Origin of the sequence: Neoroseomonas eburnea (assembly GCF_018129005.1) — a bacterium.
GTDB lineage: Bacteria > Pseudomonadota > Alphaproteobacteria > Acetobacterales > Acetobacteraceae > Neoroseomonas > Neoroseomonas eburnea.
On sequence record NZ_JAAEDL010000001.1, the window covers coordinates 361,008 to 380,914 of the forward strand.

Sequence of the window (19,907 nt, forward strand, 5' to 3'; positions counted from 1 at the left end):
ATGTCCGACGTCGTCGTCGTTGAATCTCCGGCCAAGGCCAAGACGATCGAGAAGTATCTCGGGCGCGACTTCACCGTGCTCGCGAGCTTCGGCCATGTCCGCGACCTGGAGGAGAAGGACGGCGCCGTCCTGCCCGACCAGGACTTCGCCATGGTCTGGGGCAAGGATGGGCGCGGGGAGGCGCAGGTCGGCAAGATCGCGCAGGCGCTGAAGGGGGCGAAGCGGCTCTACCTCGCCACCGACCCCGATCGCGAAGGCGAGGCGATCTCCTGGCACGTGAAGGACATGCTCGGCCAGCGCGGGGCGCTGAAGGGCAAGGACGTCCGGCGCATCACCTTCAACGAGATCACCAGGCGCGCCGTGCAGCACGCGGTGGCGCATCCGCGCGACCTCGACGTGCCGCTGATCGACGCGTACCTGGCGCGCCGGGCGCTCGACTACCTGGTGGGCTACACGCTGTCGCCGCTGCTGTGGCGCAAGCTGCCGGGGTCGCGGTCGGCGGGGCGCGTGCAGTCGGTCGCGCTGCGGCTGATCTGCGAGCGCGAGGCCGAGATCGAAGCCTTCAAGGCGCGCGAATACTGGTCCATCGAGGGCAAGTTCCAGACCCCGGCCGGCGCGCCCTTCACGGCGCGGATGACGCATCTGGACGGCAGGAAGCTCGACCAGTTCGACCTGCCGGATGCGGCGACGGCGGCCCGCGCCAAGGCGCTGGCGGAGGCCGGCAGCTACACCGTCGCCGCGGTCGAGAAGAAGCGCACGCGGCGCAACCCGCCGCCGCCCTTCATGACCTCGACGCTGCAGATGGAGGCCTCCCGCAAGCTCGGCATGGGCGCGCAGCAGGCGATGCGCACGGCGCAGCAGCTCTACGAGGCCGGCCACATCACCTACATGCGGACCGACGGTGTCACCATGGCGCGGGAGGCGGTCTTCGCCATCCGCGACCATGTGAAGGACGCGTTCGGCCCCGACTACCTGCCGAGCGCGCCGCGCGAATACCAGTCCAAGGCGAAGAACGCTCAGGAAGCACACGAGGCGATCCGCCCGACCGACGTCACCCGTACGCCGGAGAGCATGCAGGGCGAGCTGGAAGGCGCGCAGGCACGGCTCTACGAACTGATCTGGAAGCGTGCCGTCGCCTCCCAGATGGCGGCGGCGGAGCTCGACCAGACGGCGGTGGACATCGCCTCGGCGGACGGGAAGATCCGTTTCCGGGCAACGGGTTCCGTCGTGGCCTTCGATGGCTTCCTGAAGCTGTATCGGGAAGACGAGGACGATCGCGCGGCGGATGCCCGCGCCGGCATCGCCGCGCCGCCGAACGGCGCCGAGGCCGAGGACGACACCCGCATCCTCCCGCCGATGAAGGAACACGACCCGCTCAAGCGCGGCGAGATCACGGCGAGCCAGCACTTCACCCAGCCGCCGCCACGCTATTCCGAGGCGTCGCTGGTCAAGCGGCTGGAGGAGCTCGGGATCGGGCGGCCCTCGACCTATGCCTCCATCCTGCAGCGGCTGCAGGACCTGAAATACGTCACGCTCGAAAAGCGCCGCTTTGTGGCGCAGGACCTCGGGCGGATGGTCACCACCTTCCTGGTCCGCTTCTTCGAGAAATACGTGGACACCGGCTTCACCTCCCAGATGGAGGAGAAGCTCGACGAGATCTCCGAGGGCCGCGCCGAATGGCGCGCGGTGATGCGCGCCTTCTGGAAGGAATTCTCGGCGGCGGTGGAGGCGACCAAGGATCTCAAGATCCGCGACGTCATCGACGCGCTGGACGAGGATCTCGGCCCGCACATCTTCCCCGAGCGGCCGGACGGGACCGACCCGCGGCTCTGCCCGACCTGCGGCAAGGGGCGGCTGGGGCTGCGGCTGGGGCGGACGGGGGCCTTCATCGGCTGCTCGAACTATCCGGAATGCCGCTACACGCGGCCCTTCGGCGTCGATTCGGGCGAGGGCGAAGGCGCAGCACCGGCCGAACAGGAACTCGGCGTCGATCCGGCGACCGGCCAGGCGGTGACGCTGAAGCGCGGGCCCTATGGCTTCTACATCCAGCTCGGCGAGCCTGGGACGGATGCCAAGGGCAAGCCGACCAAGCCCAAAAGAACCAGCCTTCCCAATGGTGTGTCGCCCGATACTGTCACGTTGGATCAGGCAATCGGGCTGCTCTCCCTGCCGCGCACGATCGGCTTCGATCCGGAGACGGGGGAGGAGATCACCGCCGGGCTCGGCCGCTTCGGGCCCTATGTCCGCTGCGGGTCGGTCTTCAAGTCGCTCGACAAGGACGACGACGTGCTGACGGTGGGGATGAACCGCGCGCTGGCGCTGCTCGCCGATGCGCGGGCGCGGGTGCGCGAACTTGGCCCGCACCCGAAGGACCAGGAGCCCGTCGTGGTGCGGAAGGGTCGCTTCGGACCCTATGCGCAGCACGGCAAGACGGTCGCCAACCTGCCGCGTGACGTGGCGATGGAGGACCTCACCCTCGCCGAGGCCGTCGCGCTGCTCGAGGAGAAGGGCAAGGCGCTGAAGCCGCGCGGTGCCGCCGGGCGCAGGGGCGCGGCCGGCAAGGCGGCCCCGCGCAAGGCCGCGGCGGCAAGCGAGGGCACCGCCACGCGCAAGCCGGCCGCCGCCAAGGCTCCGGCGCGCAAGGCGGCGGCCAAGCCCGCGGCGAAGAAGCCCGCGGCCAAGGCGCCCGCCAAGGCCAAGGCCGCGCCCCGCGCCGGCAAGACCGCCCGCTGATGCCCCGGCGCGGGCCGCCCGTGAAGGGCCACAAGGCTCGCACCCGGAAGGGAAGCGCCGCGGCGTCCGGTGCGGGGCCGCGCAAGGGCAAGCCCGCGCCGGGCGGCGCCGTTCGCGACGCCGGGCCGTCCGGGCAGGTCCCGAAGGGCCGTGGCGCGCACGCTGCCGGCGACGACCGCCCCCGGCGCCCGCGCGCGCCGGACGACCAGGGCGCCGCGCCATCCCGCGAGCCCGACCCCGCGCACCGTGGCGTCGAATCCGGCGAGGAGGCGGCACCTGCGCGCCGCAGTCATCGCGATGCCGGCCCGCGGGGCGCCAAGCCCGCCGCGAAGCCCCACCGCAGCACCGCCAAGGCCGCGGCGGGCCCGCGCGCCAGTGCCAAGCGCCGCGCCGCCGCGCGAACCGAAGGCCCCGCGCCGCTGCCCGGCAAGGCGGAACTGCGCGCCTTCCTCGCCGAGGCCACCGGCCGCGTCACCAAATCCGACATCGCCCGCGCCTTCGGCCTCTCCTCCGACCAGCGGGCGGCGCTGCGCGCCCTGTTGCGCGAGCTGGCGGCGGAGGGCGGCTCCGCCCCGGCGGGCAAGCGTGCCGTCATCGCCCCCTCCCGCCTGCCGGAGATCACGCCGGTCGAGATCACCGGCACCGACCCCGATGGCGACCCGATCGCGCGCCCGGTCGGCTGGCAGGGCGAAGGCCGACCGCCAATCATCTACATGCGCCCCGAACCCGCCGGCCGCCCGGCGCTGACCGCCGGGGAACGGGTGCTCGCCCGGCTGAAGGCCATCGGGCCGGGCAAATACGAAGGCCGTACCTTCAAGCGCATCGGCGGCGCGCCGCCGGCCCGCATCCTCGGCGTCTTCGAGGAAGGCCGCATCATCCCGACCGACCGGCGCCAGAAGGGCATCTGGCAGGTCCCGCCGGGCGAAGAGGGCGGCGCCAGGCCGGGCGAGATCGTGCTCGCCGAACCCCTGCCTTCCACCCGCCACCTCGGGCCCAAGCCGGCGCGGATCACCGAACGGCTCGGGGTGATGGGGGAACCGCGCTCGGTCTCCCTCGTCTGCATCCATGCCCACGGCATCCCGGACGTCTTCCCGGCCGAGGCGGTGCAGCAGGCGGAGCGAGCGAAGGGTGTCGCCGTCCGCGGCCGCACCGATCTGCGCGACATCCCGCTGGTGACGATCGACGGCGCGGACGCGCGCGACTTCGACGACGCCGTCTTCGCCGAGCCGGAGGGCGAAGGCTGGCGCATCCTCGTCGCCATCGCCGATGTCGCCCACTACGTCACGCCCGGCAGCCACCTGGACCGGGAAGCCTGGGCGCGCGGCAATTCGGTCTATTTCCCCGACCGCGTCGTGCCGATGCTGCCAGAGGCGCTGTCCAACGGCTGGTGCAGCCTGCGCCCGGCCGAGGATCGCGGCTGCCTCTTCGTCGAGATGCGCTTCGATGCCCATGGCCGCAAGCACGGCCATACCTTCGGGCGCGGCATCATGCGCTCCGCCGCGCGGCTGACCTACGAGCAGGTACAGGAAGCCGCCGATGCCGGCGCCGACCACGGCACCCTGCCCCCCGGGCACATCGCGCGGCTCTATGGCGCCTACCGCGCCCTGCTCGGCGCGCGGGAGAAGCGCGGCACGCTCGACCTCGACATGCCGGAGCGCAAGGTCGACCTCGACAGCCATGGCCGCGTCACCGGCGTCAGCCCGCGGCCGCGGCTCGATTCGCACCGGCTGATCGAGGAATTCATGGTCGCCGCCAATGTCTGCGCGGCCGAGGAACTGGAACGCCTCACCCAGCCCTGCATGTACCGCGTGCACGACCGCCCCTCGGACCAGAAGCTGGAAGGGCTGCGGCAGTTCCTCGCGACCTTCGAGATCACCCTGCCGCCATCCGACCGCCTGCATCCGCGCGACTTCGCCGGCGTGCTGGGCAAGGTGCGCGGGACGCCGCATGAGCGCCTGGTCAACGAGGCGGTGCTGCGCGGCCAGTCCCAGGCGGCCTACGCGCCCGACAACATCGGCCATTTCGGCCTCGCGCTCGCGCGCTACGCGCATTTCACCTCGCCGATCCGCCGCTATGCGGACCTGCTGGTGCACCGCGCGCTCATCCGCGGCCTCAAGCTCGGCAAGGACGGGCTGGAGGAAACCGAGGCAGCCCGCTTCCCCGACACGGCGGAGCACATCACCTCCACCGAACGCCGCGCCGCCGCCGCCGAGCGCGACGCCGTCGACCGCTACCTCGCAGCCTTTATGGCACAACGAGTCGGAGAGTCGTTCGAAGCACGAATTTCCGGGGTGACTCGCTTCGGTCTCTTCGTCACGCTGGAAGAGAACGGGGCGAGCGGAATCGTCCCCCTCGGATCACTGCCGGACGACAGATGGGACTTGGACGAGGCCACGCAGACGCTGGCCGGTCGCAGGACGAGATTGACCTTCAGCCTGGGCCAGGCGGTCGAGGCCCGGCTTGTGGAGGCCACGCCCCGGACCGGCGGGATGGTCTTCCACATCATGCAGGGGCTGCCCTCGCGCGGCCGCGGGCGCCCTGCGCCCAAGGGACGCCAGCGCGAGCGTCGCCGCTGATCCTGCTGTTCCTGCTGCTGCTGCCCGGCATGGCGGTGGCGCAGGAGGCAGCGCGCAACGCGCCCTATCCGCGCGACGAGATGCGCCTGGTGATCGGCACCGGCTTCGCCGCCGTCCTCGAGCGCCATCTCGAAGCGGCGACGCCTGCCGACCTGCTGGTCTGGGGGCTCGCCGGTCTCACGGATGTCGATCCGGCCCTCACCGTCCATCGCAGCGACCGCGAGGTGCGGCTCGCCCTCGGCGGGCACACGCTGTTGACGCGCCCCGCCCCGCCGGCCGTCGGCCGGGAGGGCCCGGCGGCGGCCGGCGGGGCTGCGGCGGATGCGCTCACCCTTTTCCAGCAGGCGGCCTGGGCGGCCTCCCCGGCCCTGCGCAGCGCCGGGGCGCCGCGGCTGATCCGCGAATCCTTCGAGGCGGTCTTCGCCCATCTCGACCCGTTCAGCCGCTACGTGACGCCGGAGGAGGCGCAGGCCGCGCGCGAGCGCCGCACCGGCGAGGCCGGGCTCGGGCTGCGGCTCGCGCCGGGGCGCGGCGCCGGGGCAGTGATCGCCGCCCTCGCTCATGACGGGCCGGCCGCGGCGGCCGGGCTCGAGGTGGGCGACCGCGTGCTGGCGATCGACGGCGTGCCGCTGCGCACCCGCGATGCCGGTACCGCCGCGGGGCTGCTCGAAGGCCCCGCCGGATCCGAGGTGCGGCTGCTGGTCCAGCAGGGCCGCCGGCGGCGGGAGGTGACGCTGCTGCGCACCCTGCCGGTCGGCACGCCGGTCACCGCCGAGCGCCAGGAGGAGGTGCTGATCATCCGCGTGCCCGGCTTCTCGGCGCAGACCGAACGGCAGGCGGCAGCGGCATTGCTCGCCGCGCTGGCACAGGGCGCGCCGCAGGCCGTGCTGCTCGACCTGCGCGGCAACCGAGGCGGTCTGCTCTCCCAGGCGGCGGCGGTGGCCGACATCTTCCTGGGCGACGGGGAGGCCTTCCGCACCCTCGGCCGCCACCCGGAGGCGAGCCGCATCTACGTCACGGCGCGGCCTGACCTTTCGGAAGGCGTACCCCTGGTCGTGCTGGTGGACGGCCGCACGGCGTCCTCGGCCGAGATCGTCGCGGCGAGCCTCGGCGACCGGGGGCGCGCCGCCATCGTCGGCACCGTGACGACCGGCAAGGGGCTGGTGCAGCTCGTCGTCCCCCTGCCCGACGGCGGCGAGCTCCTGATGTCCTGGTCGCGCCTGATCATGCCGGCCGGCTGGCCGCTGCAGGGCGTCGGCGTGCTGCCCGGGCTCTGCACCTATGGCGGGGCCGAGGCGGCGGGGCGCAACCTCGCCGCGCTGCGCGCCGGGGCGCGCCCGATGGGACCGGCCCAGGCGCGGCAGCGTGCGCTGCGGCACCCGGTTCCTGCTGCGGCGGCGGAGGAGCTCCGCGCCACCTGCCCGCCCGGCGAGGGGCAGGATTCGGACCTCGCCCTCGCGCGCAGCCTCGCCCTCGATCCGCTGGCATTGGCGGCGGCGACGGCGCGATGAGATCGCTGGCGGCTTCGCGCCGCCGGATGCGCTCTTTCGCTTGACGCCGGCGCCGCGGTCGCTAGTTTCCGGCCTCTCGCGCCCGGGGCCCACTCGCCCACGGGCCATGGAGTCGTGACATGGCCAAGTCGAATACCATCCTCATCCGCCTCGTGAGCAGCGCCGATACGGGCTACTTCTACGTGACGAAGAAGAACACCCGGACGATGACCTCCAAGATGGAGAAGAAGAAGTACGATCCGGTGGCGCGCAAGCACGTCGTCTTCCGCGAAGCCAAGATCAAGTAGATCTCGCATCGCGTGGCTGCCGCGCGTCCTCGGCGCGCGGTGATTCCGATCGACAATACCTGCCGGGTGCATGGCCAGGGGCGCTATCGCGCGCCCTTGTGGTTTCTGCGCTGTGGCGTTGCCGGACCCGAACACCCGTCGTGAGCGCGACCCGGGCGCCTGCTTGCGGCGTCCTCGCGCGGCGCCGGCCCGCCGGTCCCAACCGCTGCCGGAAGCTTCGGCGCAAGGGTAGGCCCCTGGCGAGGCAGGCATCGCCAGAAACCGAAGTCCCACGCACCAAACCCGGGAGCTTCGTCGAGCGCGAGTGAACACGTATCCTCGCCCGATCACGGCAGGCGAGGCGACCCAGGCTCCCTCCTATTCCGCCACCGCGCCCCAGTCCTCCGCCGTCGCCATCTCGACACGGTTCCGCCCGCGTTCCTTGGCGCGGTACAGCGCCGCATCGGCGGCGGCGATCAGCCGGTCGGCATCGAGGTCCCCGCGCGCGACGGCGGTGCCGATGCTCACCGTGACCGGCAGGAGCAGGCCGGGCGCCGGGACCGGCCGGTCGGCGATGGCCGCGCGCAGACGCTCGGCGACCGCGGCGGCCTCCTCGTCGCCCGCGCCGGTCATCACCACCAGGAACTCCTCCCCGCCATAGCGCGCGACGACGTCGACGGCGCGCAGATGCTCGCGCAGCCGTGCCGCGACCTCCTTCAGCGCGACATCGCCCGCGGCGTGCCCGTGGCGGTCGTTGAGCGGCTTGAAGCGGTCCACGTCGAGCAGCAGCACCGTCGCCGCGGCGCCGCTGCGCAGCAGCGAATCGAGGTGGCGGCGAACGTAGCGGCGGTTGCGCAACCCGGTCAGCGGGTCCGTCACGGCGAGTTCGAGCGAACGGTCCAGGCTTTCGCGCAGCAGGTCCTGGAAGCGCCGGCGGCGGAGCTGGTTGCGCACCCGCGCGCGCAGCTCCGGCGGGTCGACCGGGCGCATGACATGGTCGCTCGCACCGAGGTCGAAGGCGCGCAGCACCGCCTGCCGCTGGTCCTCCGCCGCCAGCAGGATCAGCGGCATGTCGCGACTCTCGTTGCGCGCGCGCAGGCGCGAGGCGAGCCGCAGCGCATCCCCGCCGGGAAGCGGCAGGCTCAGCAGGACCAGGTCGTGCAGCTCGTCCTGCAGGATCTCCCAGGCGCTGGCCTCGTCCGCGGCGTGGTCGACCACCAGGCCGTCGGCGGCGAGCGCCTCGGTGACGGTGCCGGCCTCCAGGGCGTGGCCGCCGGCAAGCAGGATCCGGGCGCCGACCCAGGCGTCCGTCGGCGCCTCTCCCGCGTCGAAGCCGAATTCGCGCGCGGTCTCCGCCCGCAGCCGCCATGCATCGAGCACCTGCTTGACGCGCAGCAGGGCACGCAGCCGGGCGAAGAGCAGCGCGGTGTCCACCGGCTTCGAGATGAAGTCGTCCGCCCCGGCCTCGAGGCCGCGCACCCGCTCGGCCTGCTCGGTCAGGGCCGTGACCATGACGACCGGGATGTGGGCGGTGGCGGGCTGCGCCTTGAGGCGCTGGCACACCTCGTAGCCGCCCATGCCCGGCATCATCACGTCAAGCAGCACGACGTCGGGCGACCAGGCGGCGGAGAGGGCGAGGGCCTCCGGCCCGGAGGCGGCGAGCGCCACCTCGAAATACTCGGCCCGCAGCTTCGCTTCGAGCAGGCGCAGGTTCGCCGGAACGTCGTCGACGACAAGAACGCGCGCAGTCACGAAAGCCCCCCCTGGCCGGCGCCATCGAACCGTAACTGGCCCGCCCCGTCCACAGCACCTATCACCCGAAGAATGACAAGCCCTTGAATTGTCAGAAATTTGTCACGGAGCGATAGATGTCCGGCATCACCCTTGGCGACCGCAGCGCCCCGCGTCCGGCGGGTGGCTTCAGCCTCTTCCTGCGCCGCTGGATGGCGAATCCGTTGCAGATGGGGTCGGTGGTGCCGTCCTCCCCGGCGCTGGGCAGGCGCGTCGCGGCACTGGTGGAGCGGCAGGGCGATGAAGTGGTGGTCGAACTGGGCGCCGGCACGGGCGCGATCTCCCGCGCGCTGCTGGCCGGCGGCGTGCCGCCGGAGCGGCTGGTGGTGGTCGAGATCGTCCCCGAGATGGCCCGCCACCTGGCGCGCAGCCTGCCCGGCGTGACAGTGATCGAGGGCGACGCCTTCGCGCTCTCCGAGGCGCTGCCGGCGGCCCTTCACGGCAAGGTCGGCACCGCGATCTGCGGCATCCCGCTGGTGCTGCTGCCGACCGAGCAGCAGCGGCGCTTCGTGGCAGCGGTCGAGTCGGTGGCGCCGGGGCGCGGCTTCCTGCTCTACACCTACTGCGCGACCTCCCCGCTGCCATACCGGAAGCTCGGCCTGACGGCGCGGCGCGAGGCCTGGACGCCGCTCAACCTGCCGCCCGCGAGCGTGTGGCGGTATCGTCCCGCCGGATAACTGCCGCATACGGACCCTCACGCGCCGCGGCCCTCGCGCCGCGGCGGAATGCTACACGCGCAACCTCGCAAATACATAGAATCCAACGGTGGCGCTTTGCGTCAGGCGCTTGTCAGGGTGACCTCGCGCCCGTCCCGGTGGCGGAGACGGGCGACGAGTCGCGGATGCGGGCTCGGGCGGACCTTCACTGCATCCGCGAGGCCACGGTCGGTGAGCGAGGCGCGGAGCGCCGTGGCATCCGGGTGTTCGGCTTCCAGCGATGCCAGGCGCCAGCCGGAATCCCGCAGGTGCTTCGCTGCGCGTTCCCCGTTCCACTGGATCAATGGCGGAATCAGGTTGTCCATGTCCTGCCGCTGCGGCGGGAATGCCATCCGCCAGGACAGGTTGCCGCGCGACATCTCCCGGATCTCCCCGGCCTGGGAGGGGCCGAGGCGCGCCACGACGGCATCGAGCGCCGGGGTGGAGGCGACATAGGCGATCAGCCGCGGCTCGGCCTCCAGCGCTGTCCTGAGCGAGGCGTCGTCGAGGTCGAAGGGGCGCGGATGCGGCGGGTCCGGCTGGGCCGGATCGGGGGCGATGAGTTCGAGGTAGCAGTTGGCGCCCATGCCGAGCAGCATGTTGTGGGTGCCGAAGCCCGGATGCGCGCCGCCCTTGGTCGGCTTCACGCCGAGCAGTTCCTCGATGTGGCGCGCACCCTCCTCGAGCGTGCGCGCCCCGATCACGATGTGGTCAATCTCGGCCATGCGTTGCTGGTGTTCCTGTTGGTCCCGGCGCCCGGTCAGCGCGCCGCGAACTGGGTCTTGCCGAACATGATGTCCCGTTCGGCGTCGGTCATCGTGCCTTGGCGCTGGTGCTCCGCGAGCACGGCGACGCCGCGCCGCACGGCGGGCCGCGCGGCGATGGCATCGTGCCAACGCCGTACGTTCGGATATAGATCGAGATCAACGTTCCGGCGGCCCGGATTGCGGATCCAGGGGAAGGTCGCGATGTCGGCGATGGTGTAGTCGGTCCCCGCGAGATAGGCGCTTTCGCCCAGCCGCTTGTCGAGCACGCGGTGCAGGCGGGCGACCTCGTTGGAGTAGCGTTCGATGGCGTAGGGCAGCTTCTCCGCCGCGTAGTTCGCGAAATGATTGTACTGCCCGAACATCGGCCCGACGCCACCCATCTGGAACATCACCCATTGCAGGCACCGATAGCGGGTGGCGGGGTCCTTCGGCCAGAGATCGCTGCCGGCCTTCTCGGCCAGGTAGATCAGGATCGCGCCGCTCTCGAAGAGGCTGAAGCGCTCGCCGCCCGGGCCGTCGGGGTCGACGATCGCGGGGATGCGGTGGTTCGGTGTGATGGCGAGGAACTCGGCGCGGAACTGCTCGCCCTTGCCGATGGCGACGGGCACCACCTCATAGGGCAGGCCGAGTTCCTCCAGCAGGATGTGCACCTTGTGGCCGTTCGGGGTCGGCCAGGTCCACACCTGAAGCTTCCGGCGCGCCTCCGAAGCGGGCATGACGTTCTCCCTGCGGTGTATGCAACCATGGGGAGAGGCCGGGACGGGCGCAAGCCTGCTGCGACGGATGAATGCTCCATGACGGGCGCGGCGCGAAGGCGGCGGCGATCCGCGCCGCATCGCCGGAGGAGCGGATGGCGGAACCTGTCCTCCGCCTTGACCCAGCGCAACCGGCCTGCCGTGGTGCCGGCCCCGTCACCGGACCCTGCCCATGGACCAACCCGCCCCCCGCCCGAAGATCGCCGAGACCTTCATCCACCCGAGCGCGAAGCTGCGCGAGGCGACGATCGGGGCGCGCTGCGAGATCCTCGAACGCTGCGGCATCGAATACGCGACGATCGGGGATGCGTCCTATCTGGGGCATGACTGCCAGGTGGCCGATGCGGAGATCGGCAAGTTCTGCGCCATCGCGGCGCATGTGCGGATCGGACCGCCCAACCATCCGATGGAGCGGCCGTCCCAGCACCGCTTCACCTACGTGCCCGAATACTACGACCTGGCGCAGCGGCGGGACGACGCCTTCTTCGCCGCCCGCCGCGCCGCACGCACGCGCATCGGCCACGATGTCTGGATCGGCCACGGCGTGACGGTGCTGGCGGGGGTGACGGTGGGGGACGGCGCGGTGCTCGCCGCCGGCTGCGTGGTGGCGAAGGATGTCGCGCCCTACACCATCGTCGGCGGCGTGCCCGCGAAGCCGATCCGCGAGCGCTTCAGCCGCGAGATCGCCGCGCGGCTGCAGCGCATCGCATGGTGGGACTGGCCCTTCGAGACCATCATGGCGCGGCTCGCGAGCTTCCGGTCGGAGGACGTCGCAGCCTTCTGCGACAGCTGGGAGACGGCGACGGAGGCGTGATCCGCCGGCGCGGTCAGCCCCCTGCCCGCAGCAACTCGGCGGCGATCGCCGCCCATTCCCCGTCGAGCGGCCCCGCCGCCGGAGACCGTCCGGCGCGGCGGTACCAGTAGCCGGCATTGGCGAGGTCGCCTTCCCTGCGATGGAGGTAGGCGTGCACCCACGCGCCGGCGGCATCCTCCACCGCCTGGGCGTGGCCGTGGGCGCGGTCCCAGTCGCCGCGCGCATCCCACCACAACGCCAGCAGCGGCTCGGTGAGGCCGGCCGGCGGGGTGGGCTCTCGGGTGCTGCGCTCGAATTCCTCGAAGGTCATGCGCCGTCCCTCCCGTGGCGTTTCGTCCCGTCGGACCGCTGCCACAGCCGGGCGCCGATGTCAGATCCCGCCCGGCGAACGGATCGGGCTGCCATCCACGAGCCGCGCCAGCGCGAAGGGCGTGGCGTCCACCACCGGCGGCGCGCCGGTCGCGAGGTCGGCCGCCAGCCGCCCCGCGCCCGGGCCGATGCCGAAGCCGTGGCCGCTGAAGCCCGCCGCCACCACCAGGCCCGGCAGGGCATCGACACGGGAGATCACCGGCACCGCATCCGGCGTCGAATCGATCCAGCCCGCCCAGAGCCGCGCCGCCCGGATGCCGGCAAGTTCCGGATAGGCGGCGACGATCTGGCGCAGCGCCGGCTCGACGATGCTGGTCTTGGGCTTCGCCTCCAGCACGCGGATCTTCTCGAATACCGTCGGCCGGTCGAAGGACCACCTGCCATGCCAGGCGTCCGGTCCCTCGAAGAACGAACGGCCCAGCCGCAGTTCCACCACCTTCCAGTTCTTCCGCAGGCTCGGCAGGAACTTGCGCGCGTAGCGGATGCCGGCGGGCGTGAGTTCCAGCCGCCCGCGCGCGTTGGCGGCGACGATGTAGCCGCCATCCAGCAGCGGCGTCAGGATGAAGTCCGGCGTGAACAGCCCGCCGGGGCTGACCTGCTTCGCCGGCGTCGTGGCGAAGACGGTCGAGTGCACCGAGGATTGCGGCATGTCGATGCCGTGGCGGCGCAGGAACATCGATGCCCAGGCGCCGGCGGCGAGGATCACCGCCTGGCTGCGGATGCGCCCCTTCTCGGTGAAGACGCCGCTGATCCGCCCGCCCGTCGTGTCCAGGCCGCGCACGGCGCAGGTCTGGTGCAGCGTCACACCGAGGGCGCGCGCCGCCTTCGCCAGGGCCGGCGCGGCCATCGCCGGCTCGGCCCGGCCGTCGCGCGGCGAGACGACGCCGCCGATCCAGTCCTGCTCGTTGCCGGGCGTCAGGCGCTTCGCCTCGGCGCCGTCGATCATGCGCACCGGCGCCTGGTAGGCCGCGGCCATCTCGGCCCATTCCTGCCAGCGGGCGAGCTGCGCCGGGTCCTTGGTGGCATAGACCAGGCCGTTGCGGCGAAAGCCCATGTCGGCGCCGATCTCGGCCGGCAGCCGGTCCCACAGCTCGTGGCTGTGCTGCATGAGCGGGATCTCCCGCTCGTCGCGGTTCAGCAGCCGGCACCAGCCCCAGTTGCGGCTCGACTGCTCCCCGGCCACCACGCCCTTCTCCAGCAGGGCGACGGAATGGCCGGCCTTCGCCAGGGCGTAGGCCGCGGAGACGCCGACGATGCCGGCGCCGATCACCACGACATCCGCTGCCTCGGGCAGCGTCGCGTCGCCCTCGACCGTGTCGAGCAGCCTGGTGCCGACCATCAGGCGGCAGAGCCCCGAGGCGCCCCACGCAACCGCAGGAGGGACCGGCGTCGGGCCGCGGCGGCATGCCTGCGCGATGGGGCGGAGGAAGGCGTCTGCACGGCGGGGAAGCCGTGACTCGGCTGCGCGGTCATGACCCGAGTCATCACCGCGCGGCTTGCCCCTGTCCAGATCCGTTCAGGCATTTCGCGCCGCAGGCCCGGGCGGTCATGCCGCGCGCTGGCCATGCGGGCGCGGAAACGGCGCCTGGACACCCGCGATCGGGCAATGCCGCGAGGAGCGGAGCGCCTCCCCTCCCCTTCGCGGTGTCATACCGCGGAGCCCTGTGACCTCATCGTCCAGGCTCGGCGGTATGGCGCGCGGAGCGGGGGGGCAGCCGCGCGCGAAACCAAGGCGCTGATACCGAGTCAGCCGAAAGGCCGGCCGGTATCAGGCATTGCCCGACAGGTATTCCATCGCCGCCTGCACGCCGCCGGCCTTGTGCGGCACGTCCGCGGCGCGCAGCCCCATCTCGACGCCCCCCAGCGTGCCGATGAGCTGCAGGTCGCCGAAATCGCCGAGATGGCCGATGCGGAACACCCGGTCGTTCAACGGACCGAGTCCGTTGCCGAGGGACATGTTGAACTTCTCCAGGATGGTCGCCCGCAGCGCATTGGCGGAATGGCCCTCCGGCAGGCGCACCGCCGTCAGCGACGACGAGTAGTGCCGCGGCTCCGCGCACTGGACCTCGAAGCCCCAGTGGCGCACGGCGCGGCGCGTCGCCTCGGCGTGGCGGTCGTGGCGGGCGAAGACGTTGTCGAGGCCTTCCTCCATCAGCATGTCGACGGCGGCGTCGAGGCCGTAGAGCAGGTTCGTCGCCGGCGTATAGGGGAAGTAGCCGGTGGCGTTGGCCGCCAGCATCGGCTTCCAGTCCCAGAAGGAACGCGGCAGCTTCGCCGTCTCGCTCGCCTTCAGCGCCTTCTGCGAGATGGCGTTGAAGGACAGGCCCGGCGGCAGCATCAGACCCTTCTGGGAGCCCGCCACCGTGACGTCCACGCCCCATTCGTCATGCCGGTAGTCGATCGAGCCGAGCGAGGAGATGGTGTCCACCAGCAGCAGCGCCGGATGGCCGGCGGCGTCCATGGCGCGCCGCACCTCGTCGATGCGGGAGGTGCAGCCGGTGCTCGTCTCGTTGTGCACGACGCAGACCGCCTTGATGGCATGCGTCCTGTCGTCGCGCAGGCGCTGTTCGATCTGCGCGACATCGGCGCCCCGGCGCCAGTCGGTCTTCACGAAGTCGGTGACGATGCCGAGGCGGCCGGCCATCTCGTGCCAGAGATGGGCGAACCAGCCGGTCTCGCACATCAGCACGCGGTCGCCGGGGGAGAGCGTGTTGGTCAGCGCCGCTTCCCAGGCCCCGGTGCCGGAGGCCGGGTAGATCACGACCGGGCCTTCGGTCCTGAAGACGTGCCGCACCTTTTCCAGCAGGGCCTTTCCGAGCTTGCCGAAATCCGGCCCACGATGGTCCATGGTAGGGTTGTCCATCGCCCGCAGCACGCGGTCCGGCACGTTGGTCGGCCCCGGGATCTGCAGGAAATGGCGGCCGGCGACCGGCTTGGACTGGAAATAGGCCATGGGCGGCTCCTCTCTTCGGGGCGCTTCATGCGACAGGCGCGGCCCTGGCGCCAATGAGTTCGGCTTGTCGCTGCGATGAACATTATGGATCGGACAGCGCGGCGCTTCGCGGCTAGGGTCCGGCCACGAGAAAGGACCGGCCGGAGACGCCCGAGACGATGCCCGAAGCCATCATGCTGCGCGACCATGGCGGACCGGAGGCGCTGCGGGCGGAGAAGGTCGCCGTGCCGCCGCCCGGCCCCGGCGAGCTCCGCCTGCGCCAGACCGCCGTCGGCGTGAACTTCCACGATTGCTACGTGCGTTCGGGCCTCTACCGCACCCTGCCCCTGCCCGGCGTGCCGGGCATCGAGGCGGCCGGGGTGGTCGAGGCCGTCGGCCCCGGCGTGACCGGCTTCGCGCCGGGCGATCGCGTCGGCTACGTCACCGGCGGCTATGGCGCCTATGCGTCGCACCGCGTGCTGCCGGCGGCGCTGGCGCTGCGCCTGCCGGGCTGGATGGACGAACGGCTTGCCGCCAGCGTGCTGCTCAAGGGGCTGACGGCTGAGATGCTGCTGCGCCAGGTGCATCGCGTCGAGGCCGGCCAGACCATCCTGGTGCATGCCGCGGCGGGCGGCGTCGGGCGGCTGCTCTGCCAATGGGCGGCGCATCTCGGCGCGACGGTGATCGGCACGGCGGGGTCGGCGGCGAAGGCCGAGGCCGCGCGCGCCGCCGGCTGCGCGCATGTCGTCCTGTATCGCGAGCAGGATTTCGTGGCCGAGGTGAAGCGCATCACCGGCGGGCGCGGCGTCGATGCCGCCTATGATTCGGTGGGCAAGGACACCTTCGACGGATCGCTGGACTGCCTCGCGCCACGGGGGCACCTGGTGAATTTCGGGCAGGCATCCGGGCCGGTCCCGCCCTTCCAGGTGCAGCGGTTGGCGGCGAAGTCGAACAGCCTGACGCGGCCGATCGTCTTCCACTACCTCGCCGGGCGGACCGCGCTGGAGGCGATGGCGGCGTCGCTCTTCGCGGTGCTGGAGAACGGCGCCGTGCGCGCCGAACCCGGCGCCACGCTGCCGCTGGCCGAAGCCGCGCGCGCCCACCACCTCCTCGAATCCCGGCAGGCCGAGGCGCCCCTCGTCCTGCTGCCGCAGGAACAGGCCTGATGAACGTCACCACCCGCCCGAGCCTCGGCGACAGCCGCCTGGCCGACCGCCTGCGCCGCGAGACGCGCGGCGAGGTCCTCTTCTCCGCCTCCGACCGCGGCCGCTACGCCACCGATGCGAGCATCTACCAGATCGAACCCTATGGCGTTCTGGTGCCGCGCGGGATCGAGGACGTGCAGGCCGCGATGGCAATCTGCCGCGAGGAAGGCATCCCCGTCCTGCCGCGCGGCGGCGGCACCTCGCAATGCGGGCAGACGGTGAACCGGGCGCTGGTGCTGGACTGCACGAAGTACCTGCGCAACCTCGTCAGCGTCGATCCGGCGGCGCGTACGGCACGGGTGGAGCCCGGCATCACGCTCGGCGCGCTGAACGATGCGCTGAAGGCCCACGGGCTGTTCTTCCCGGTGGATCCCTCCACCTGGCAGCGCTGCACCATCGGCGGCATGGCGGGGAACAATTCCTGCGGGTCGAAATCCATCCGCTACGGACTGATGGCGGACAACGTGACGGCGATCGACGCGCTGCTGGCGGACGGGTCGCGCTTCACCTTCGGCGACCTGCCGGACAATCTCGGCGGCGACATCCCGGCGCCGGCGGCGGAGCTCATCCAGCGGCTGCGCGCGCTCGGGGCGCGCGAGGCGGAGGAGATCGCCGCGCGCTTCCCGCACCAGCTCCGCCGCGTCGGCGGCTACAACATCGAAAGCCTGACGCCGGCGGCACGCGCGGAAGGGCGCGGCAATCTCGCACGGCTGCTGGTGGGCTCGGAAGGCACGCTCGCCTTCTCCGCCGCGCTGGATCTGAAGCTGTGGCCGATCAAGCCGCGCAAGATGCTCGGCATCTGCCAGTTCCCGACCTTCCGCGCGGCGATGGCGGCCTCCCAGCACCTCGTCACGCTGGACCCGGAAGCGGTGGAGCTGGTGGACCGCACGATGATCGACCTCGGGCGGTCGATCCCGATCTACCGCGCCACCATCGACCGGATGGTGACCACCCCAGCGGGCAAGCCCGCCGGGGGCCCCGGCCAGGGCGAACCGGACAGCCTGCTGATCGTCGAGTTCCACGGGCATGAGGACGCGCCGCTGCTCGCCGCGCTCGATCGGCTGGAGGAGATGATGGCCGATCTCGGCTATCCGGACGCCGTGGTGCGTGCGACGGATGCCGGCTTCCAGGCCGCGATCGCCGAGGTGCGCGAGGCCGGCCTCAACATCATGATGTCGATGAAGGGCGACGGGAAGCCGGTTTCCTTCATCGAGGATTGCGCGGTGGGTCTGGAAGACCTCGCCGACTACACGGAACGGCTGAACGACGTCTTCGCGAAGCACGGCACCAGGGGCACCTGGTATGCCCACGCCTCGGTCGGCTGCCTGCATGTCCGTCCGGTGCTGAACATGAAGGACGGCGAGGACGTGCGGAAGATGCGCGCGATCGCCGAGGAATGCTTCGCCCTGGTGCGCGAATACAAGGGAAGCCATTCCGGCGAGCATGGCGACGGCATCGTCCGCTCCGAGTTCAACGAGCCGATGTTCGGCAGCCGCATCGCCCGCGCCTTCGAGGAGGTGAAGGATGCCTTCGACCCCAAGGCGCTGCTCAACCCCGGCCGCGTCGTTCGCCCGCCGAGGATGGATGACCGCTCGCTGTTCCGCTACGCGCCCGGCTATGCGGCGGATCAGGCCGTCACCCCGACGCTCGACTGGTCGGAGCATCCCGGCCCCCTCGGCGGCCTGCTCGGCGCCGTCGAGATGTGCAACAACAACGGCACCTGCCGGAAATTCGACGCCAACGTCATGTGCCCGTCCTACCGCGTCACGCGGGACGAGCAGCACCTGACGCGCGGCCGCGCCAATACGCTGCGGCTCGCCGTGACCGGGCAGCTCGGGCCGGATGCGCTGGCCTCGGACGAGGTCGCGGCGGCGATGCGGCTCTGCGTCTCCTGCAAGGGCTGCAAGCGCGAATGCCCGACCGGGGTGGACATGGCGCGGATGAAGATCGAGGTGCTCGCCGCGCGCGCCAGGGCGCGGGGCATCGGCTGGCGGGAACGCATCATCGCGACGCTGCCGCGCTGGGCGCCCTTCGCGGCGATGGCGCCTTTCGTCGCCAATGCGCGCAACACCGTTCCCGGGCTCGCATGGCTGTCCGAACGCCTGCTCGGCCTCGCCGCCGAACGTTCCCTGCCGCGCTTCCGCGGCGATGCCTTTCACGATGCCGAGCTGCGCGCGCCGGACGGGCGGGAGGGCGAGGTCATCCTGCTGCCGGACGCCTTCAACCGCTACTTCGAGCCGGAGAACCTGCGCGCCGCCATCGCCGTGCTCCGGGCCGCCGGCTACGATCCCGCCGTGGCGCGCCCGCCGCGGGGCGCGCGGCCGCTCGACGAAGGCCGCACGCTGCTCGCCGCCGGGCTGGTGGAGGAAGCGCGCGCCGAGGCATGGCGAACCATCGGGGCGCTGGCGCCCTTCTCCGCCCCCGTGGTCGGCATCGAGCCTTCGTCGCTGACCACGCTGCGCGACGAGTTCCTCGCCCTGCTGCCCGGCGAAGCTGCCCGCGCGCTCGCCGCCCGCGCCTTCCTGCTGTCGGAATTCCTGGAGCGTGAGAAGGCGGTGCTGCCGCTGAAGCCGATCACGGCCGAGGCGCATATCCACGGCCATTGCCACCAGAAGGCCTTCCACGCCTTCCCGCAGGCGGTCGCGCTGCTGAAGCGCATCCCGGGGCTGAAGGTCACGCCGATCGCGTCGTCCTGCTGCGGCATGGCCGGCGCCTTCGGCTATCAGGCGGAGACGCTGGCGACGTCGAAGGCGATGGCGGAACTCTCGCTGCTGCCGGCCGTGCGCGCGGCGGCGCCGGACGCGCTGATCATTGCCGACGGCACCTCCTGCCGGCATCAGATCAAGGACCTGTCGGGCCGCACGGCCCAGCATTCGGTGCGCATCCTGGAGATGGCCCTCGCATGACCACGCCCGCCGACATCCTTGCCTTCTGGTTCACCGAGGGCCCCGACAGCTTCCGCGAGGCCTGGTTCCGCAAGGACGAGGCCTTCGACACCGCCATCCGCGACCGCTTCGGCGCCGCGACCATCGCGGCCCGCGACGGCGGACTCGATGCCTGGGCGGCGCTGCCGGATAGCGCGCTGGCGCTGCTGATCCTGCTCGACCAGTTCCCGCGCAACCTGCACCGCGGCAGCGCCGAGGCCTTCGCCTCCGACGCGCATGCCCGCGCCGTCGCGCGGGACGTCGTGCTGCGCCGCCGCTTCGACCTGGCGCTGACGCCGACCGAACGCTGCTTCCTCTACCTGCCCTTCGAGCATTCGGAGGCGATGGCCGACCAGGATCTCTCGGTCGCGCTGTTCGAGGGGCTGCGCGACGATCCGCGCTTCGCCAGGCCCGGCGGCACGATCGACTATGCCTGGCGGCACCATGCGGTGATCGCCCGCTTCGGCCGCTTCCCGCACCGCAACGCGGCGCTGGGGCGGGCGAGCACCGCCGAGGAAGAGGCCTGGCTCACCGCAGGCGGGGGATTCTGAAGGAGCAAGCGCCGGGGA

General features: G+C 72.0%; 15 protein-coding genes. 9 read left to right on the plus strand and 6 right to left on the minus strand.

Features of this window, described 5'->3' with window-relative positions; all coding sequences use genetic code 11:
- The 4 genes from topA to rpmG all read left to right on the plus strand — a co-directional run bounded on the left by topA (nucleotide 1) and on the right by rpmG (nucleotide 7,107).
- Nucleotides 1-2,733 (plus strand): type I DNA topoisomerase, encoded by a 2,733-nt coding sequence (gene topA, locus GXW74_RS01710; protein WP_211844533.1) that lies wholly within the window; start codon nucleotides 1-3, stop codon nucleotides 2,731-2,733.
- Between the two features lie 419 nt (nucleotides 2,734-3,152).
- The gene (gene rnr / locus GXW74_RS01715; RefSeq protein WP_246522766.1) at nucleotides 3,153-5,309 is read left to right on the plus strand and encodes a ribonuclease R; all 2,157 of its coding nucleotides are present in this window, start codon (nucleotides 3,153-3,155) and stop codon (nucleotides 5,307-5,309) included.
- Nucleotides 5,310-5,338: 29 nt separating this feature from the next.
- The gene (locus GXW74_RS01720) at nucleotides 5,339-6,820 is read left to right on the plus strand and encodes a S41 family peptidase (RefSeq protein WP_211844535.1); all 1,482 of its coding nucleotides are present in this window, start codon (nucleotides 5,339-5,341) and stop codon (nucleotides 6,818-6,820) included.
- Nucleotides 6,821-6,939: 119 nt separating this feature from the next.
- Nucleotides 6,940-7,107: a 50S ribosomal protein L33 gene (gene rpmG, locus GXW74_RS01725; RefSeq protein ID WP_168041378.1), complete on the plus strand. Its 168-nt coding sequence runs from the start codon at nucleotides 6,940-6,942 to the stop codon at nucleotides 7,105-7,107.
- 357 nt (nucleotides 7,108-7,464) lie between these two features.
- Here the strand turns inward: rpmG and GXW74_RS01730 are convergent, their stop codons facing one another.
- Nucleotides 7,465-8,838, minus strand: a complete 1,374-nt coding sequence (locus tag GXW74_RS01730; RefSeq protein ID WP_211844536.1) for a PleD family two-component system response regulator — start codon at nucleotides 8,836-8,838, stop codon at nucleotides 7,465-7,467.
- A gap of 116 nt (nucleotides 8,839-8,954) precedes the next feature.
- On the opposite strand from GXW74_RS01730, the gene GXW74_RS01735 reads away from it, so the two are divergent.
- Nucleotides 8,955-9,554 (plus strand): class I SAM-dependent methyltransferase, encoded by a 600-nt coding sequence (locus GXW74_RS01735; protein WP_211844537.1) that lies wholly within the window; start codon nucleotides 8,955-8,957, stop codon nucleotides 9,552-9,554.
- A 101-nt stretch (nucleotides 9,555-9,655) separates the two neighbouring features.
- Here GXW74_RS01735 and GXW74_RS01740 read toward each other — a convergent pair whose 3' ends face one another.
- Together GXW74_RS01740 and GXW74_RS01745 are read right to left on the minus strand one after the other, a co-directional pair.
- A complete protein-coding gene (locus GXW74_RS01740) occupies nucleotides 9,656-10,297 on the minus strand; it encodes a VOC family protein (protein ID WP_211844538.1) in 642 nt (213 codons plus the stop codon).
- Nucleotides 10,298-10,332: 35 nt separating this feature from the next.
- Nucleotides 10,333-11,055 (minus strand): glutathione S-transferase N-terminal domain-containing protein, encoded by a 723-nt coding sequence (locus GXW74_RS01745; RefSeq protein WP_211844539.1) that lies wholly within the window; start codon nucleotides 11,053-11,055, stop codon nucleotides 10,333-10,335.
- A gap of 211 nt (nucleotides 11,056-11,266) precedes the next feature.
- On the opposite strand from GXW74_RS01745, the gene GXW74_RS01750 reads away from it, so the two are divergent.
- On the plus strand, nucleotides 11,267-11,908 hold the full coding sequence (locus GXW74_RS01750) for a DapH/DapD/GlmU-related protein (RefSeq protein WP_246522715.1): 642 nt from the start codon (nucleotides 11,267-11,269) through the stop codon (nucleotides 11,906-11,908).
- Nucleotides 11,909-11,921: 13 nt separating this feature from the next.
- Here the strand turns inward: GXW74_RS01750 and GXW74_RS01755 are convergent, their stop codons facing one another.
- From GXW74_RS01755 to GXW74_RS01765, 3 genes are all read right to left on the minus strand, one after another.
- Nucleotides 11,922-12,218, minus strand: coding sequence for a hypothetical protein (locus GXW74_RS01755; RefSeq protein ID WP_211844540.1), 297 nt, complete (start codon nucleotides 12,216-12,218; stop codon nucleotides 11,922-11,924).
- 60 nt (nucleotides 12,219-12,278) lie between these two features.
- Entirely contained in the window at nucleotides 12,279-13,616 is a 1,338-nt protein-coding gene (locus GXW74_RS01760) for an NAD(P)/FAD-dependent oxidoreductase (protein ID WP_211844541.1), read from the minus strand.
- A 429-nt stretch (nucleotides 13,617-14,045) separates the two neighbouring features.
- Nucleotides 14,046-15,230 carry a pyridoxal-phosphate-dependent aminotransferase family protein gene (locus GXW74_RS01765; RefSeq protein ID WP_211844542.1) on the minus strand — a complete coding sequence of 395 codons (1,185 nt, stop codon included), beginning with the start codon at nucleotides 15,228-15,230 and terminating at the stop codon, nucleotides 14,046-14,048.
- Between the two features lie 158 nt (nucleotides 15,231-15,388).
- On the opposite strand from GXW74_RS01765, the gene GXW74_RS01770 reads away from it, so the two are divergent.
- Genes GXW74_RS01770 through GXW74_RS01780 form a run of 3 tightly spaced genes read left to right on the plus strand, consistent with a single transcriptional unit; the run spans nucleotide 15,389 to nucleotide 19,889 of the window.
- Nucleotides 15,389-16,375, plus strand: a complete 987-nt coding sequence (locus tag GXW74_RS01770; protein ID WP_211844543.1) for a quinone oxidoreductase family protein — start codon at nucleotides 15,389-15,391, stop codon at nucleotides 16,373-16,375.
- The gene (locus GXW74_RS01775) at nucleotides 16,375-19,320 is read left to right on the plus strand and encodes an FAD-binding and (Fe-S)-binding domain-containing protein (RefSeq protein ID WP_211844544.1); all 2,946 of its coding nucleotides are present in this window, start codon (nucleotides 16,375-16,377) and stop codon (nucleotides 19,318-19,320) included. The genes GXW74_RS01770 and GXW74_RS01775 overlap by 1 nt, the downstream gene beginning before the upstream one ends.
- The gene (locus GXW74_RS01780; RefSeq protein ID WP_211844545.1) at nucleotides 19,317-19,889 is read left to right on the plus strand and encodes a DUF924 family protein; all 573 of its coding nucleotides are present in this window, start codon (nucleotides 19,317-19,319) and stop codon (nucleotides 19,887-19,889) included. Before GXW74_RS01775 ends, GXW74_RS01780 begins: the two co-directional genes overlap by 4 nt.
- Nucleotides 19,890-19,907 lie beyond the last annotated feature (18 nt).

Bases quoted from the DNA above. Each gene is read 5' to 3' on its own strand.
- GXW74_RS01780 (WP_211844545.1), top strand. From the start codon at position 19,317: ATGACCACGCCCGCCGACATCCTTGCCTTCTGGTTCACCGAGGGCCCC.
- GXW74_RS01735 (WP_211844537.1), top strand. From the start codon at position 8,955: ATGTCCGGCATCACCCTTGGCGACCGCAGCGCCCCGCGTCCGGCGGGT.
- GXW74_RS01755 (WP_211844540.1), bottom strand. From the start codon at position 12,218: ATGACCTTCGAGGAATTCGAGCGCAGCACCCGAGAGCCCACCCCGCCG.
- GXW74_RS01770 (WP_211844543.1), top strand. From the start codon at position 15,389: ATGCCCGAAGCCATCATGCTGCGCGACCATGGCGGACCGGAGGCGCTG.
- GXW74_RS01760 (WP_211844541.1), bottom strand. From the start codon at position 13,616: ATGGTCGGCACCAGGCTGCTCGACACGGTCGAGGGCGACGCGACGCTG.
- rpmG (WP_168041378.1), top strand. From the start codon at position 6,940: ATGGCCAAGTCGAATACCATCCTCATCCGCCTCGTGAGCAGCGCCGAT.
- GXW74_RS01750 (WP_246522715.1), top strand. From the start codon at position 11,267: ATGGACCAACCCGCCCCCCGCCCGAAGATCGCCGAGACCTTCATCCAC.
- GXW74_RS01740 (WP_211844538.1), bottom strand. From the start codon at position 10,297: ATGGCCGAGATTGACCACATCGTGATCGGGGCGCGCACGCTCGAGGAG.
- GXW74_RS01765 (WP_211844542.1), bottom strand. From the start codon at position 15,230: ATGGCCTATTTCCAGTCCAAGCCGGTCGCCGGCCGCCATTTCCTGCAG.
- GXW74_RS01775 (WP_211844544.1), top strand. From the start codon at position 16,375: ATGAACGTCACCACCCGCCCGAGCCTCGGCGACAGCCGCCTGGCCGAC.
- topA (WP_211844533.1), top strand. From the start codon at position 1: ATGTCCGACGTCGTCGTCGTTGAATCTCCGGCCAAGGCCAAGACGATC.
- GXW74_RS01720 (WP_211844535.1), top strand. From the start codon at position 5,339: ATGGCGGTGGCGCAGGAGGCAGCGCGCAACGCGCCCTATCCGCGCGAC.
- GXW74_RS01745 (WP_211844539.1), bottom strand. From the start codon at position 11,055: ATGCCCGCTTCGGAGGCGCGCCGGAAGCTTCAGGTGTGGACCTGGCCG.